11 protein-coding genes are annotated in these 18,098 nt (G+C 30.6%); 4 read left to right on the forward strand and 7 right to left on the reverse strand.

Going from position 1 to position 18,098, the window contains the following annotated elements; translation table 11 throughout:
- Nucleotides 1-89 precede the first annotated feature (89 nt).
- Both BM072_RS13600 and BM072_RS13605 read left to right on the forward strand, forming a co-directional pair.
- Entirely contained in the window at nt 90-284 is a 195-nt protein-coding gene (locus tag BM072_RS13600; protein ID WP_092909539.1) for a hypothetical protein, read from the forward strand.
- Entirely contained in the window at nt 268-1,212 is a 945-nt protein-coding gene (locus BM072_RS13605) for a PstS family phosphate ABC transporter substrate-binding protein (RefSeq protein ID WP_092909543.1), read from the forward strand. Before BM072_RS13600 ends, BM072_RS13605 begins: the two co-directional genes overlap by 17 nt.
- Before the next feature lie 56 nt (nt 1,213-1,268).
- Here BM072_RS13605 and BM072_RS13610 read toward each other — a convergent pair whose 3' ends face one another.
- Both BM072_RS13610 and BM072_RS13615 read right to left on the reverse strand, forming a co-directional pair.
- Nucleotides 1,269-2,228 (reverse strand): PorP/SprF family type IX secretion system membrane protein, encoded by a 960-nt coding sequence (locus BM072_RS13610; RefSeq protein WP_092909547.1) that lies wholly within the window; start codon nt 2,226-2,228, stop codon nt 1,269-1,271.
- Between the two features lie 17 nt (nt 2,229-2,245).
- Nucleotides 2,246-5,416 (reverse strand): T9SS type B sorting domain-containing protein, encoded by a 3,171-nt coding sequence (locus BM072_RS13615; protein ID WP_092909550.1) that lies wholly within the window; start codon nt 5,414-5,416, stop codon nt 2,246-2,248.
- 115 nt (nt 5,417-5,531) lie between these two features.
- On the opposite strand from BM072_RS13615, the gene BM072_RS13620 reads away from it, so the two are divergent.
- Both BM072_RS13620 and BM072_RS13625 read left to right on the forward strand, forming a co-directional pair.
- On the forward strand, nt 5,532-7,118 hold the full coding sequence (locus BM072_RS13620) for a peptide chain release factor 3 (protein ID WP_092909554.1): 1,587 nt from the start codon (nt 5,532-5,534) through the stop codon (nt 7,116-7,118).
- A 53-nt stretch (nt 7,119-7,171) separates the two neighbouring features.
- Nucleotides 7,172-8,032, forward strand: a complete 861-nt coding sequence (locus BM072_RS13625) for a DUF4197 domain-containing protein (protein WP_092909558.1) — start codon at nt 7,172-7,174, stop codon at nt 8,030-8,032.
- 51 nt (nt 8,033-8,083) lie between these two features.
- Here BM072_RS13625 and BM072_RS13630 read toward each other — a convergent pair whose 3' ends face one another.
- The 5 genes from BM072_RS13630 to BM072_RS13650 form a co-directional block, all read right to left on the reverse strand.
- On the reverse strand, nt 8,084-9,196 hold the full coding sequence (locus tag BM072_RS13630) for a serine hydrolase domain-containing protein (protein ID WP_092909561.1): 1,113 nt from the start codon (nt 9,194-9,196) through the stop codon (nt 8,084-8,086).
- 96 nt (nt 9,197-9,292) lie between these two features.
- Nucleotides 9,293-15,319, reverse strand: coding sequence for an alpha-2-macroglobulin family protein (locus BM072_RS13635; protein ID WP_177190322.1), 6,027 nt, complete (start codon nt 15,317-15,319; stop codon nt 9,293-9,295).
- Between the two features lie 188 nt (nt 15,320-15,507).
- Nucleotides 15,508-16,020, reverse strand: a complete 513-nt coding sequence (locus BM072_RS13640) for an IS1096 element passenger TnpR family protein (RefSeq protein ID WP_092909567.1) — start codon at nt 16,018-16,020, stop codon at nt 15,508-15,510.
- Between the two features lie 3 nt (nt 16,021-16,023).
- Entirely contained in the window at nt 16,024-17,445 is a 1,422-nt protein-coding gene (locus tag BM072_RS13645) for a CCA tRNA nucleotidyltransferase (protein ID WP_092909569.1), read from the reverse strand.
- Between the two features lie 32 nt (nt 17,446-17,477).
- A complete protein-coding gene (locus BM072_RS13650) occupies nt 17,478-18,026 on the reverse strand; it encodes an L-threonylcarbamoyladenylate synthase (RefSeq protein WP_092909638.1) in 549 nt (182 codons plus the stop codon).
- Between the last annotated feature and the right edge of the window lie 72 nt (nt 18,027-18,098).

Here is an 18,098-nt window from a genome sequence, read left to right on the forward strand (position 1 = left end):
ATGGTTTCGCTTATTTAGAAAAAATACACACACAAATTTAATTTTTAAGTTACAGTTAACACAATAAAATTGTAACTTCGTTGCGAATTATGAATAAAAATATTGCATACGGATTGATCGGTTTCGGTTATCTTTTGATCGGGATTTTTACTTGGAAATATCAATTTTTCGTTATAAAATTAGATGATATAAAAGCCATGTTACTTGGTATTTTATTTATTGTTTACGGCGCATTTCGTGTATATCGTGCTATAAAAAGTTATAAAAATGATCAAAAAGATTAGTTTATTAGCCTTTGCAACTTTTGTTGCCTTTTCATCGGTTAATTGTAAAGACAAGGAGGCAAAAACCGAATTGGAAAAACAAGCCAATAAAACTCCTGTAAAAAGAGCTTTACACGAGTATGGAAACTTAACAATAACGGTAGATCCTAGTTTTAAGAATTTGGCGAAATCGCTTGCAGAAATGTATATGGTTGATTATCCAGATGTAAAAATTGATATAAAAGAAGAAATTGAAGAAAAAGCGATTAAAGATTTTTACGAAGGTAAAATTCCACTTTTATTTGTTGGTAAACCTTTGACAAAAGCGCAACAACAACATTTATTTGAAAAAACAAAAATCAATTATGTTTCTTCTGTAATTGCGTTAGATGCTGCAATTTTTATTACTTCGGTTGATAATCCAATCGATTCTATCAGTCAAAAAGAAATTAAAGAAAATTTATATCAAGCCAATCCAAAAACTACTTTTGTTTTTGATCATCCCAATTCGGCAAATTTTAATACAATAAACGAAAAATTAAAATTGACTGTACCAAAAGGCACAAATGTTACGGCGATGGGCGATGCTGATAAAGTGATTGATTTTGTAAAAAAAGATCCAAAAGCAATCGGAATTATTGGATTAAATGTTTTGAGTGATAAAGGAAATCCAAAAATCATTGAGTATTTGAAACATGTAAAAATCTTATCGATTGTTGATGATAAAGGAAAAATTTTTGAACCATCAAATTATAATTTGAGATATGGTTATTACCCTTTTTATCGTCAGATTTATGTTTTGAAAAATGAAGTCGGTTTTGGAATTGGAGCTGGTTACTCACGATTTGCAGGTTCGCAACGTGGACAAAAAATTGTAACTCGAGAAAATTTACAACCTTATTTTATTTTTAAAAGAGATGTACAATTAAATATTGCACCTTTACAATAACAAAAAACTCCAACTAAAATTAGTTGGAGTTTTTTTATGTTTTATTTTTAAAATTTCTAATCAAATCTTGTGCCCCACGGATTTTGTAAATCAAAACCTAAGCTAAATAAAAAACCATTTTTTCGTCCATCAACTTGATAATCTGACAAACCTATATCGTAAGACATTCCTGCTTTTATAGATCCAACTTTTACTTTCAGAATTGGCGAAACAAATAACGGATTACTATTTTTAGAATCCATTCCTTGCTTGTATCCTACTCCAATTCCTACACCTTGTCCATTGTCTCCGAAACTAATGTTACTCATCAAATTTAAATCTAAATGACGTTCAGAGCTCGAATTCATATTATAAACCAAAGATGGCTCTAACGCAATACCTTCTGACAAGTGCCAATTGTACCCGAAATTAAAATAATACCACGTTGGCAAAGGCTCTATATTATTGATGTAATATTCGTTTTGAGAAAGTGGAATATCTAAAACAGAAACACCACCAAAGAAATTTGCGTACTTAAATGACAATCCTAAATTCACAAAAAATGTAGAATATTTATCTTCATTTAAAGCAGGATCGCTACCATCTTCTGCAATTACTTTAGACAAATCAAAACGTTGTGAAACATTAGATGCACCAACCCCAAACGAGAAAACACTTGCCTCTTCCGAATCATATTCGCGGTCTTCTAACGGAATATGATAAGCGGCTGTTAAACCAAATCCTGTCATTTTTACGGCACCATTACGGTCATTAAAAAATGATGCTCCAATTGCTAAACGATCAATAATAATTCCGTGCGCGCTAACGGTTTGCGTACTTGGACTATCTGGCAAATCGTCCCATTGATTGCGGTGCGTTCCTGAAATTGAAATAACTTCTGGATTTTGACCTGCATACGATGGATTAATCAACATTTTATCGCTTACCAAATAATGGTTATAAAATGGTAAGCCTTGTTGTGCTTCTACTTTTGAAAGTGAAAGTAATGTGATTACTAAAAGTGAAAATTTCTTCATAAAAATGTTTCAAGCAACTAATTTATTTTACGTTTTACGACTATACTACCCGTGTATTTAACTTGCAATACACCCGATTCGCCAATCGGTTCTAAAAGATACCAATAAGTACCGTCTGCAACTGGTTTCCCTAAATGCATACCGTCCCATTTTATAATATCAATACCTTCTTTGTTTAAAAATTGTTTTCCGTAACGGTCAAAAATAATCAATCTATATGAATTTGTTGTATCATTTACTTTACCATTTTTAGTCATTGCTTGCCAAAAATCATTTTTCCCATCATTATTCGGCGAAATAAAACTTGGTAATGCTAAATAAATAATATTTGTATAAGTTACAACACCACAATTATTTAATCTCACTTTTACGGTGAAATTATTATTCGTTATATTTTCTGGAATAATTAATTCGTTATTTGTTTGCCAAGCAACTACAATATTTCCTGTTTCATCAAACAAAGCATATTCTAATTTACCCGAACCTTTTGCTGTAACAATGATACTTTTTTCGTTAACTGTAATTTTCTCAAGAATTGGTTCAGGAGAATTTTCGACAACTAAGGTTTTAACAACAGAACATAATGTTATTTTATCCTCTATTGTCACTTTATATGTTCCTGCATCAAGGTGAAAATTATCTATACCTATTATTCGTGTTCCATCAGCTTTTTCTACACTATAATTATAATTTGCATAATCTGTTTGCGTAGTAAAATCAAGTTCAAATAACGTATCTGTACAAATTAATCCTTTTGCTGGAACAATAATATTTGGTAAACCATTCTTTTTATACCCAATTTTCAGTTTTATTTCTCCACACGAATTAGGATTATAAAATACAACTTCTACAAAATTTTCATCGTCGATAAATTGGTTGAAAATTTCTTCAACTGTTATTCTTGCCTCTAAATTATACGTACTTTTTATATAGTTTAAAAGAGTTGTTAATTGAGTTTTTGCAGCATCAATATTATCTTCACAATATACTATTTTTTTAGCCTCAATATCTGCATTTAAACTTGGTGGAGTTATTAAAGTTGGTTTTTTATTGACAATAATTGTTTTCTCTACAAAACAAGTTCCAGCTAATTTATTTTTGAAAATAACTTTTATTTCAGTCTTTCCATTTGTATCAAAAATTAATGGCGTTGAATTATTGTGTAAAATTTCGTAATCATAAATGGTAGTAGAATTTACTCCAAATAAATCTTTCAAAATAGATTCGTTAATTATAATCAAGTTATCACAATCTGCTTGTAATTCTCGCGAAGCATTTATAACATTTGGCTTTGTAATTACCTGTAATTTAAGTATCATTTCCTCAGACCAGCAAGATTCACTATTTAATTTAACTTTAAATCGAATTGTTGTTGATGCGTTATCAGCTAAAGTTTCATTTCCAACTCCTTCAAAAGTAATGTCTGCTCTTCCTAATTTTGATTTTAAATAAGTTTCTATTTCTGTTTTTGTAAATATATAACCAGTACCAACTTCAGCACATGTAGAATTTAAAGTTGGTATATTATCTACTTTAACAAAAGATGATACACCTAAATTAAACGTTAATTCAACCTCTGTATCACAAATAGCTGTATTTTCTGAAGCTAAAGCCTTTACAATTATTTTGCCTTGTTTAGTTGTTTTTATGTAAGTAAATAAATCTGCAAAAGCAATTGAAGTTCCGTTTGTTTGGTAATATTTTAATTGATATAAATTACCGTTTTGAATTGTTGTAATTGCATTATTTACATCAGCTTGAGAAAAATCATCCAAACAAATATTTTTAATTTCTGCATTTGCAATGTTTGCAGGAGAAGTTTTTTTAATTCTTATATTAACTTCTCTTGTTATACAATCATCAAGACCATATTTTACTTTAACTGGAATTACTAATTCAGTTTCTGTTCCAAAATTTAGAATAGAATTATTAGCTCTTGAAGTTATTAATTCGTAACCTGAATATCCCGCTGGAAACATAGTTCTTAAGACTTCATCGTAGTTAAAAACTGAACCTTCACAAACATTCATAGAATATTCATCATTCAATGTTAATGTATTATTAGTTATTGATTGATTTATAAAAGACTGATTATCACACTTTAAAGGGTTTACAGATTTAACTAAGATTTCTAATATTAAAGTTCCTCCAATAGGAATGTCAATATCATAAGAATTTTCTGGGTCATCTATTCGTTGATTTACTCCATTCTTATCTACATATTTTATGTATAGAATATCATAATCAGAAACATCTGCCAAATTTAAATATTCATATAAATACCATCTTTTTCCTTTCCATTTAAAAACAGTACTACATGTATTAAAATTTCTAAGCTCACTATTCCCATTAAAAAAAAAGGAATTAAAATTATGTGGTGCTCTAAAATAAAATGTTAATTTATAAATATATTTTAACCTACCAAGGTCGTCATAAACTTTTGCATAATATGTTTGATTAGGTCCATCAGCTGATACAATATCTGAAGTTTTTTCAGAAATTGAAGTTTCTGTAACAAATAATTTTATTTTATTTACATCAATTGTATTGTCAGCAAACTGACTTGCTATATTAGCTTTAATATCATTTTTAACATCAGCTAATTTATAAGGATCACTCACACATTTATTGTTATAATCAAGCGTCCCTCTTTCTGGCTCAGGCTCGCAAACAGTTGCTGTTCCTCCTGAACTGATAGTAAAATTTGTATTAATATCTGCACCTAAAACCCCTATTACAACATATTGTCCAGCAGCAACATCAATTGGTTTTAATTTACCATCAGCAGCTCCATAAAATTCACATTCATCTGTTATTGTATTGAATAATCCTTTCTCATTATTATTTACAGTATATGAAGACCTTACTGCATTATAACGTGATTCTTTATTTAAAAAAAAACTACTTAGTTCTGTTTCTGATAAAATCCAAACGTGAAAATTTACCAATTTAGATGAACGTAATACAAATTCAAAACTACCTCCAGTAACTACTTTATAATAATTTATACTCTTATAGCTACTATTTTGATCTTGAGAACATCCGATTGGAGTTTTAAATTTAAAATCATAATACGTATTATCTAAACTCAAATTAGAATTATTGATACACAAATTATTAAAATCAGCAATCTGCCCCCAAACAAATCCACTAATCATCAACAAAAAAATGTAAAATATCTTTTTCATAGGTCAATCTCCTCTATTTTATGATAACGCAATTTACTTTTAAATATTCTATCACCGATAATGTTTCGTGTTTTCTATAGATAAACTATCTTTGCAACCTGAAAATTTGATTAAGATGTCTTTAGTACAAGAAATAAATAAAAGAAAAACCTTTGGAATTATCGCCCATCCCGATGCTGGTAAAACAACATTAACCGAAAAATTATTATTATTTGGTGGGGCAATTCAAGAAGCTGGAGCGGTAAAAAGTAACAAAATCAAAAAAGGTGCAACTTCCGATTTTATGGAAATTGAGCGTCAACGTGGTATCTCTGTTGCAACTTCTGTTTTAGCATTTGAATATAGAGGTAAAAAAATTAATATTCTAGATACGCCTGGTCACAAGGATTTTGCTGAAGACACTTTCCGTACGCTTACTGCCGTAGATTCTGCGATTGTGGTAATTGATGTTGCAAAAGGTGTAGAGGAACAAACAATCAAATTGGTAGAAGTTTGTCGTATGCGCAAAATTCCGATGTTGGTTTTCATTAATAAAATGGACCGCGAAGGAAAAGATGCCTTTGATTTGATGGACGAAGTAGAACAAAAATTAGGTTTACAAGTTACACCACTTTCTTGGCCAATTGGTATTGGTGCTACTTTTAAAGGAATTTATAATATTTGGGAAAAAAATATCAATATATTTTCGGGAGATAATAAACAAAAAATCTCTGAATCAACAGAAATCGAAGACTTAGCCAATCCAGAATTAGATGATTTAATTGGTTCTGATTATGCTACAAATCTTCGTAATGAAATTGATTTGATAAACGGTGTTTACCCAGAATTTGATATGCAAGAATATATGGACGGAAATTTACAACCTGTATTTTTTGGTTCTGCATTAAATAATTTTGGAGTGCGCGAATTGCTAAATGCGTTCGTTGATATTGCGCCAACTCCACAAGCAAAAGAAACAGATTTGAGAATTGTAGAACCTTACGAAAATAAATTTTCTGGTTTTGTATTCAAAATTCACGCAAATATGGATCCAAAACACCGCGACCGTTTAGCGTTTGTAAAAATCGTTTCTGGAAAATTTGAGCGTAACAAAAATTATTACCACGTACGTCAAGATAAAAACATGAAATTTGCTGCTCCAAATGCATTTTTCGCTGATAAAAAAGAAGTTATCGACGAATCTTATGCTGGAGATATTGTTGGTTTTCATGACACAGGAAACTTCAGAATTGGAGATACTTTAACAGAAGGAGAAAAATTCACATTCAAAGGAATTCCTGCATTTTCACCTGAACATTTCCGTTATATTAACAATGCTGACCCAATGAAATCTAAACAATTGGAGAAAGGTATTGACCAATTAATGGACGAAGGTGTGGCGCAGTTATTTATTTTAGAAATGAATAATCGTAAAGTTATCGGTACCGTTGGTGCATTACAATACGAGGTTATCCAATATCGTTTAGAGCACGAATATAGCGCAAAAGCAACATACGAACCTTTTTCTGTACACAAAGCATGTTGGGTTGAAGTTGAGAATGAAAACTCAGAAGAGTTCTTAGAATTTAAACGAGTAAAACAACGTTATTTAGCAAGAGATAAATACAATCAATTGGTATTTTTAGCGGATTCTCCGTTTACAATTCAAATGACACAAGACAAGTTTCCATCGGTTAAATTACACTTTGTAAGTGAATTTTAATCTTTGGTCAGATAATTGAATTATACCTAAAAATAAGTATAAAAATATCCTAAATGAAAAAAGCCATTTTTAGTGTTGCATTAATTTCAGTTTTTGCTTCAAATGCAAAAGCACAAGATTTAAAATCAATTTTTGGAACAATAAAAAAAGAAGTTGAAAAAGTAAATACTCAAACTTCTACAACTAATAAAACAACATCAACAAAACAGCCTACTGCAAAAGTTGATTCAGTAAAAATTATAACTAGTCCACAAGAAACTAAAACTATTTCTGCGACGTCTTTAACTAAGCTTAATAACTTATCAAATGCAACAGTTGCATCTGGTTTAAAAGAAGCTTTATCGATTGGATTAAACGACGGAATAAAATCATTAAGTCAAAAAAATGGTTTCTATAACAATTCTGTTGCTAAAATATTGATGCCAGAAGAATTGCAAACGGTAGAAAAAACATTGCGTTCTTTAGGTTTAGGAAGTTTAGCAGATAAAGGGGTAAAATTATTGAACACTGCTGCCGAAGATGCAGTTTCAGAAGCGGCTCCAATATTTGTAAATGCATTAACATCGATGACAATTACAGATGCAAAAGATATTTTGTTAGGAGGAAATAATTCGGCTACAAATTACTTAAAGTCTAAAACGACAGCTAATTTAACAAAGGCTTTTGAGCCGAAAGTTGAAGCTTCTTTAGGAAAAGTTGGCGCTGATAAAGTTTGGAATAATATGATTACAAAGTACAATACGCTTACTGGTAATACTGTAAACCCAGACTTAAACGCTTATGTAACGCAACAAGCAATAAATGGTGTTTTTAATATGGTTGCTGAAAAAGAAACCGGAATTAGAGGAAACTCTGCTTTAAGAACAACTTCGTTATTGCAACAAGTTTTTGGATTACAAGACAATAAAAAGTAAAATCATTTTACATAATAATAAAAAAGCCTCACAATTTGTGAGGCTTTTTTATTATAGTTTTACAATATCTTTCTTCATTAATAATTTCTGAAATTCTTTTCCTATAAATGGATTGATGATATGTTGAAATCCTTTTTGTAAAGTAAAAACAGTAATCGTTGCTTCAGATTCTGGAGAATATATAACATCTGTTCCCCACCAACCACCATGGTAATAGGCGTTAAATCCCATATCAAAATGATAAATTCCTAAACAATACTTTGATTGATCTGAAGGCAAAACATAACTAGACATTTCATTCAGAATCTTCTTATTTTTAATTATTTTACCATCAAATAGATATTGAAAAAATAATGCAGATTCTTTAGCTGTCGAAGCAATCCCTCCACCTCCATACAAATCCCAAGACGGATTAATGTCATAAGAATCCCAATTATACTTATCCGAATATTGATGAGCAAGAGCTAAAGTTTGTTTGGGATATTTTTCTAAATCAATAAACCATGTTTTAGTCAATCCTAATTCGTTATATTTTAACAAATCTCTAATCGCTGTATAAAATGGTTGACGTGTTTTTTGTTCAATAATTTCAGCTAAAAGCAAATAATTTATATCACCATAACTAAACTTTTCACCAACTTTTTGAGGTTCTCCATTATCGATTGCTCTTTTAATTTGTTCTTCCTTTATCCATTTATATTTTGGATGTTGGTTTACAAATCCAAAATAAGCATCATCTACATAATCATGAATTCCAGACGTATGCGACAATAAGTGTTTTACAGTAATTACGTTTAAATCGTAACCCTTTTTTTCAAACAATTGACGCGTTTTCTTTGACAATAAATTCTTAATAGGTTGATCAATAGAAATCTGACCTTTTTCAACTAATCTCAAAATCGCAGCTGCAACATAAGGTTTGGTATTACTTGCAATCAAAACGGGTTGTTCGCTATTTAATGGTTCTTTCGTTTTAATATCCGAAACTCCTTTTGCATAACTCCAAGAAATATTTTGTTTTGGAGCTTCAACATGTACAATAATTCCAATTGCATCTTTATTTTTCTCATAAATTGAATCTATTTTGTTCTGAAAAATCGTTTGTAATTGCGCAAATCCTAAAAATGGAATCAACAAAGTATTAAATAAAAGTAATTTTTTCATGTAGTAGAATTAACTTTTTTATCAAAATTTAAATTAAAGATAATAAAAAAAGAGCTGAAATATTTTCAGCTCTTTTAGATTTATTGATTCTAATTCTTATTTAATTTCAACACGAATTCCTTCGCTTTGCGCACTTAATTCTGGCGCATACATATTTTGCATAGACGTAATTCCGTTCGAGAAATTACCTGCATTATTTGCTTTTAAATCATACTCAAAAACATAAGTTCCTTTTCTCATATAATCCGAAAAGAAATTTGTTGCCGCATCACGCGTGCTTTCATAATACCCAAATTCTCCTTTCCATTTGTAACCAGAAAGTACATTTACAGGCTCAAAACCACTTGCGCGCATATCTTTTATATGTACAAATTGCATGTTACGATCAACCGAAATTTCTAAACGAACCGTTACAATATCACCAACTTTTATTGGCGTTGCAGTTGTAATTTCTTTTAAGATTGGTCCTTTATCAGAATTTTGTTTGATGTATAATTTCTTATTGAATTTGATTCCCGTTTCACTAGATTTTATTTGATCTAAATCTTCAAAATATTGCCAATAAACTGCTCCCCAAGCAACACCTGGCGAAGATTTAGAAACTTCTACTTTCCCCATTTCTGGTTTTATCTCGTTCTTATTCCAAGACGTTTTTACATAACCAGAACCAGCTTGCGCATTTTTATCTAAATCAAGGTTTTTATTCCCAATTTTAACAACAATACCTTTATCAGCATCAATCCAAGATTTCCCTGTATTCATCAATGCATAAACTGCTTTTGTAGTTGCTTTTGTAGAATTCCATTGATTTGTTTGACGATTTTTTAACAACCAAACTTTCATTTCTTCTACAGATTTCACATCTTTTGTTACTTCATCAAAAGCCTCAATCAATAAAGCTTGTGTTTCTACAGGCGCTTGATACCAAAACCAACCCGGTTGATTTTCTTTCCAATACATTCCCATTTCATCCGATAAAACTGCTCTTTCTTTTACAGAATTCACAACAATTTTTGCTTCATTTTGCATTCCGAAACGATTCATAACCAAAGCAGCCATTGCTTTTTGTTGTAAAGAAATATCTAATTTTGTGTCGTTCAAATTTTTCAACATTGCTGTTTTCATTTCAGTTAATTCAGCCGACATTGGATATTGTTCCAAGAAAAAAGAACGTGCATATAAATAATGTAAACCGTCTGAATATGTAACTTCTTTAAATGATTTTTGATCTTTCTTAAATTCTTTGAAACGTTTTAAATTTTCGTCATCCATAAACTGAATCGCTTTTTTAATTAATGGGTTAACATCAATATCAAAAGCTTTATAATTAACTTCCATTTTATTCAAATTACCAAAACCAGCAACAATATGCGTTGTAATATACTCGTTTGGACGACCGCCTTCAAACCAAGCAAAACCTCCGTTTGATTGCTGTTTATCTGATAATTTTTGGAACGCAGATTTCATTTCAGTTTGCATTTGATTCAATTGAAATAAAACCGCAATTTGTTTCATTTGCTCTTCTTCACTTTCAGCATTTTTAACCCAAGGCGTTTCTTCTAAAATGATATTTTTTAATTCTTGATTTAATTGAAGTTTCGATTTCAATTCTCCTTTTTTATTCCAATCATCAAAAACCGCTTTGATTTTTGGATTCGAATTAATCACTTTTTCTGAAATCATATTCCCGTATAAACGTGAGAAAACTTGCTCCGCACATTCGTAAGGATATTCGCGCAAATAAGGCAACGAGAAAATTGCATACCAAATTGGATTGGTTGTCATCTCAAAAGTTAATTTGAAATTATCTAATGTTGTTGATTTATTAGTTGCTAAATGATCTAATTGAAACGTTTTTGATTGTCCTTCTTTCACATAAATCGGCATTGTTTCTGTTACCAACATACGATTTGTTAAAATTGGCAAAGCAGATTCTTCTCCATCAGAAAAATCTCCAGCCGAAGCGACAACGCGATAAACAACCGCCGAAATATTTTTCGGAACATTGATTGTCCACGTTACTTGTGTTGAATTTCCTTTTGCAACTTCAAAATTCTGAATCGCATTATTCAATTTAAATTCTGCATCAATTGGTTGATTTGTAAACGCATCAAACAACATCAATTTCGCCGAACCATTTAATACTTTATCAGATAAATTATTGATTTTTGATGAAATCGAAATTTGATCACCTTCGCGTAAAAATCTTGGCATATTTGGTACAACCATCAAGTCTTTTTGCGTGCGTACGTTTTGCTCTAAATATCCTGTTTTTAGATCTGTAGTGTGCGCAATCGCCATAAATTTCCATTCTGTTAAACTTTCTGGCGAAGTAAATTCTATAATTACGTTTCCGTTTGCATCTGTTTTTAAATTTGGATAGAAAAATGCAGTTTCATTAAGATTTGTACGCGCTTTTACATTATCTAAAGCCGCATTTGCGCCTTTTTTAGTTGTAATAACAATAACACCATTTGCACCACGAGAACCGTATAACGCTGTTGCTGCAGCATCTTTTAAAACATTTATATTTTGTATATCCTCTTCATTTATATTATCTGGCATCTTATCATAAACAACACCATCAATTACATATAAAGCGTTAAAATTTGAATCGATTGAACTTGCTCCGCGAACTGTTACAGTATTTGCTCCTAAATTATATGATGATTTCGTTACATAAAAACTATCTGACTCTTTTAAAACCGGTCCTCCTCCATCTTGTGGAGAAGATTCATTCCCGTCTCTATTTATATTTGCAGATGGAGCAACTGATTTCATCATTCTATTTTTCATACGATATTGGTTAAAACCAAAATCAAATAAATATAAATCAGCACCAGTATAACCATTGCTATAAAAGTTATAACGATCTTGATTATATATGGTTCTTGAAGAATTTATCGTATAAAATTGAGATAAATTAAATGGATTATAACGACGTTGATTTGTAATATCATACACATCAAAACTTAGCGAATTAGATGCAAATTGATCTAAAGAAGCATCGTACATTCCTGCTAAAATTTCGGCAGAAACTTTATCTTTATTTGGTCCTTCAATTTTTAATTGCCATTTTTCTTTTGCGCCCGGCGTCAATTTATCGCGTAAAACTTCAGCCGTAACTTTCAATGTTTTATTGGTAAATGGAACAATTAATTGTAAACTTCCTGATTGAATGTCATTAAATTTTGTCATCACATAATTCACGTAAATTCCACCACGATAATCTTCTTTGATTGGAATTTGAATAGATGATTTTTTATTTAATTCGATAAAACCTTTGTCAATAATTTTCTGATTCGCTTCTACTTCATAATACACATACGCATCTTTTGCGCCCGATTTGAAGTCAATTTTTGCAACATCATTTGGCTCATACGATGTTTTATTTTGCGAAACAGATAACAGTGTCTTAATTTCATTTGCTTTTTTCTCATTCGAAACATAAATCAAACGGTCAACTTCTACTTTTTGCGTTCCATCTAGCACAAAACCTTTTACCACATAATAACCTTCTTCTAAATCATTTGCTTGGTTAAATTTTATTTCATTCGAAACTTTGGTATCAAAATCAGCTTCAAAAACCTTTTTATTAGTTGACCATGTTTTTGGATTCATTTCATCGCCATAGGGTTCATTCGGAAATAATTTCTTGAATTCTTCCTTCGAATAAAAATTATAATCTGTTGTATATTTTTGACGACGCAAAACTTCTTTTGGAGCGTTTAACGAATAAATTTCGATATGACCTTTTCCATCTAATTTAGCATCATTCAAGTTTTTTACTTCAACTTTAATTACTTTTAAATCGTCTGATTTTGTTTTATCATTTACCAAAACATTCAACACCATTCGTGTATCACCAACTTTTACAGAAGACGTTGTCGACTGCGTTTCACCGTTAATATCGGTTACATTAACCTCTACAAAATAGTTGTACGTTCGTGTTTCATCTTTCTTTTTATCCGATGCAGGTTTTGCAATAAAATCAAACGAAAATTTACCCGAAGCATCAGTTACTTTTTCGCCAAATGTAATTTCTTCTCGTTGTCCACGACCAGCTGGAATTGAACGATACCAAGGCCAAAACGTAAAAATCTCTTGACGATAAACGCGGTAATTTACTTTTGCATTATCTATATTTGCACCCGAAAAAGCAATTGCTTTTCCGTCTACTACAACTTTATCATTTAAACTATAAACGCCTTTGTTATCCTCTATTTCTACTTCAAATTTTGGACGTTTGTACTCTTCTACTTTAAATGAATAATAACCAATTTGTCTTGAATTTTCATTCGCAATTACAGAAAAATTACCGGTTAAACCAGAAGCTGGTAATACAAAATTTCCGTTTGCAGAACCAAATTCATTTGTCTTTAATTCTATTTTAGAAACTTCTTTTCCATTCACATCATTTAAAACAAATGTCAACTTCTTATTTACTAAAACTTGTCTATTTTTATCTTTCGAATTGTATAAAATTCCTTTAAAGTAAACAGTTTGTCCTGGGCGATAAATCGCACGATCTGTAAAAATCTTTACTTGATTAATTGCGTCTTCTTCATCGTAATTGTTATCATAAACATAAGACGAATAAATTGCGTTTTCGTTTTTTACACGGTATTCAAAATTTTGCCATTTTGTTGGAATAATAATTTCTCCGTTTTTATCAGAAACAACTATTTTTTTATCATCTTTTACATTGTAATTAGAACGATTTAAAATCTCTACAGATACATTTTTTTCTGGTTTTCCAGATTCGCGATCTACAACCGAAATTTTATCATTCAATACATTCAACGCATATTTTGTAGCGGCAATATCAATATAATCTACCTCATCTTTCGATTTCAGGTTAAATGTTTGATCTGGAGAAAACAAAACGATGTAACGCCCGTTTTCCAAAGGATTTAATTTAACAACCGATGCGTGAAATTGATAATCATCAAACGATTTTAAATCAATCGCATATTCATTTACAACTTTCAACGTATTTAAGAAATTTTGCGCTTCTTTTAAACGATTGTCGTTATAAACATACAATGCATCTTGCTTTTCATTATCCTCAAAACCGACATTATAAGCCAAAACTTTTACATAAATCTTGTCTAAATTTTTATGCGAAATTTTAATTGGCGCATTTTTATTTTCGGTGATATATTTTTCTGCTTCAATTTTAAATTCTTTTGAATTGATTTTAGCAATTAAAGTATCAATCGATTTTTTTTCTGAAGATGTTGGATATAATTGATTAATCTTTTTCTGAATGTCAAAAATTTGGTTAATATTTTCTAATTTATTTTCTTCTAAATCATATAAATCTGTTGCCAAAGACGAATAAACATACGCAGAATACCATGCTTGTGGATATTTTGTAGCCAAAGATTTCTTTTGATTAACAAAATCTGAAGACGAAATATTGCTGTTCTTATAATTCAATAAATTCAGTTCATTGTACAAAACTGCATTTTGATTATTTTGCTTTTGATTGATTGAAATCAACTCATTATAAAGTTCTATTTTTTTCGCTTTATTATCATCTTCAGTCAAATAATTGATATAATCGTACACCAAAACGTCATAAATAGTTGGCGTTAAATCGGCCTGTAATTGCGTTTGTTTTTTATCATTGCTAAAATTCAGAATAGTTTTCCAATTGCCTACTTTTTCATTCAACAATACATTTTTATCAGCAATAGATTTCGAAAAATTTGCATTGATTGTTTTTGTAAATGTTTCTTCAGTCCAAAATCTTACATCATTCGACGTTTGATTTTCGACATTTGTACGTTTCTGTATTGTCCATCTATTTTCGTTAAAATACAATTGATACAATTGCGCTAAATACGAACTAACGATGGCGTCTTTTACTTTTGATTTTCCGTCAATTTCTTTTTTGAAAGCATCAAAAACAAAATTAACATCGTCTGTTTCATCAGAAGTTGCAACTTTTATTTTTGCTTCGTAAAACAAGGCTTTTATTATGCTTTGCTCGTTATTTTGTTTTCTTGATAAAGTTTTTACTTCATCAATTTTTGGTTGGATTGATTTAAATTGACCTTCTTGCATTTGTTGGTCAATTTCTTTCCACTTTTGATCAATCGAAGGAGATTGAGCCATAAGCAATGGATTTATTAGGATGGTTAAAAAAAACAGAAACTGTTTCATAGTGATATTTTATAAGTAGATGCAAGTTACAGAAAAATGGTTGGTTGTGAATGATAAATAAACTTCAAATTGTTGTGTTACAAGCAAAAAAAATCTGAATGTTGCCATTCAGATTTTTGATATATAATATTTTTTGCTCTTTATAAATCTTCGACATCAATGTCGTCGTCCATTTGAAGATCATTTAATTCTGCATCGTCTGCAAAATCCATTTCGTCTTCATCTTCTAAATCAACAATTAAGTCTTTTTTAGGTGCTTTTAAAGGCATCGATCCAAAACGGTAAACTGTTAATGGGTAATTTAAAACTGCTGGTTTATCTTCTATCGAAACTAATTCGGCAACAAATGTCCACATTTCCATAAAATCATATAAAAACATCATTCGATCACCTTCTAATGCGAATGCTTCTTTGATATAAAAATCTGCCATTGTTTCATCTGTACCATCATCAGACATATCCTCTAAGGGAATTTCTTTTGCCTGATTTCCATCTTCATCTAATTCATAAAACGAAGCCAATTCCTCTCCTTGTAAACTAAAGGCACTAATAATCCCTTTGTACAAAGTAAATAGAGTTTGTCGCTCTTTAATTTCTATGTCTCTAAAAACATCCTCTTTTGCGTCAAGGAAAACACGAATTTTATATATCACTTTCTAAATATTTTTCGGTACCAAATTTAAATCTTTTCCAATATTAATTACAAATTCTAATGCAGAATTATAATTATTTTCTACCTCGCCTTCTAAAATAGCCTCTTTTATTGCATTTTTTAGAATACCAATCTCTTTTCCGGGTTTAATATCAAAGATTTCCATGATTTGTTCGCCCGAAATTGGAGGTTGAAAATTACGAACTCTGTCGCGTTCTTCAACATCTTTTATTTTTTGATCAACCACTTCAAAATTTTGCTTGAAACGTTTTTGTTTCTTTTCATTTTTTGTTGTGATATCTGCTTTGCATAACGTAATTAGATCTTCAAAATCCTCGCCAGCATCAAATAATAAACGACGTAATGCAGAATCTGTTGCATCGTCTGTAACTACAGCAATTGGACGAGAACTCATCATCACCAATTTTTGTACATATTTCATTTGATTACCTAACGGTAATTTTAATCGTCTAAATAGTTTTACAACCATTTTAGCGCCTACAAATTCGTGCGAATGAAAAGTCCAACCAACTTTTTTATCAAAACGTTTTGTAACTGCTTTACCAATATCATGTAAAAGTGCCGCCCAACGCAACCAAACGTTGTCTGTGTTTACAGAAATATTATCGACAACCTCTAATGTATGGTAAAAATTATCTTTATGTTTTTGCCCTTCTACTTCTTCTATTCCTTTTAGGGCAATTAATTCTGGCAAAATATGCTGCAATAATCCTGATTGCTCTAATAATAAAAGACCAACAGATGGTTTGTCTGTCATCATTATTTTTTGAAACTCGTCCATCACACGTTCAAAAGAAACAATGTTAATACGATCTGCATTATCAATAATTGCTTGAAATGAAGCTTCCTCAATCTCAAAACCCAATTGAGCCGCAAAACGAATGGCGCGCATCATACGCAAAGGATCATCAGAATACGTTACATTAGGCTCTAACGGCGTACGAAGAATTTTATTTTCTAAATCTTCTACTCCATTAAAAGGGTCTAATAATTCGCCAAAAGTATCTTTATTCATTGAAATTGCCAATGTATTAATCGTAAAATCGCGGCGTTTTTGATCGTCTTCTAACGTACCATCTTCTACATGCGGCTTACGACTATCTTCCGAATAACTTTCTTTGCGAGCGCCTACAAACTCAAGTTCTATATTATTGTATTTAAACATTGCTGTACCGAAACGTTTAAAAACAGAAACTTGTGAAGTATTTCCTAATTTATTTGATAATTCTTTAGCCAATAAAATACCGTTACCAACGGTTACAAAATCGATGTCTTTCTTTTGACCACGATTTAATAAATAATCGCGCACAAAACCACCTACTACATAAGTTTCTTGATTGATTTGATCAGCAACTTCTGTAACAGCTTTAAATATTGGATTTGATACGGCTTCTAAGATTTTCATTTTGCAAAAGTAAAAGTTTTGTAATAAAAAAACTAGTCTCTAATAACTTTTACTTCGTTATCTAGACCTAATTTAATTATTGTGGATGCTGTGAACTGTGGTCGAAAAGTTTTTGCTTCGTCTACAACAAAATCAACTCGCTCTATTACAGCAGGATTCATTTCCGAAAATATTTTTGGAGAAATTTCTCCCGATAAATTTGCAGATGTAGAAACTAACGGTCCTCCTAATTTACCTATAATTTTTTTACAAAAAAGATCATCTGTTAACCGAATTGCGATTGTATTATCGTCCGCAACAAGAGATTTAGGCAATCCTTTTGGCGCATCATAAATAATTGTCAACGGTGTTTCGTTAAGATCCATTAAATCCCAAGCCAATTCTGGTACTTCGACAATATCTTGTAACATTTTAGGAGAATCAACCAAAATAATCAACGATTTAGATGATGGTCGATTTTTTATCTGATAAATTTTCTCAATTGCAGCTTCATTTTTTGCATCACAACCCAATCCCAAGATTGTATCTGTAGGATAAAGCATCGTTTCGCCTTGTTTTAGTTTTGCTACAATTTCGTTTATATCTGACATTTTAAAAAATTTAAGTCGCAAAGTTAAAGCATCCTTTAGAAGTCTGGAAATTTATAGTTGTTT

Origin of the sequence: Algoriella xinjiangensis (assembly GCF_900115015.1) — a bacterium.
Lineage (GTDB): Bacteria > Bacteroidota > Bacteroidia > Flavobacteriales > Weeksellaceae > Empedobacter > Empedobacter xinjiangensis.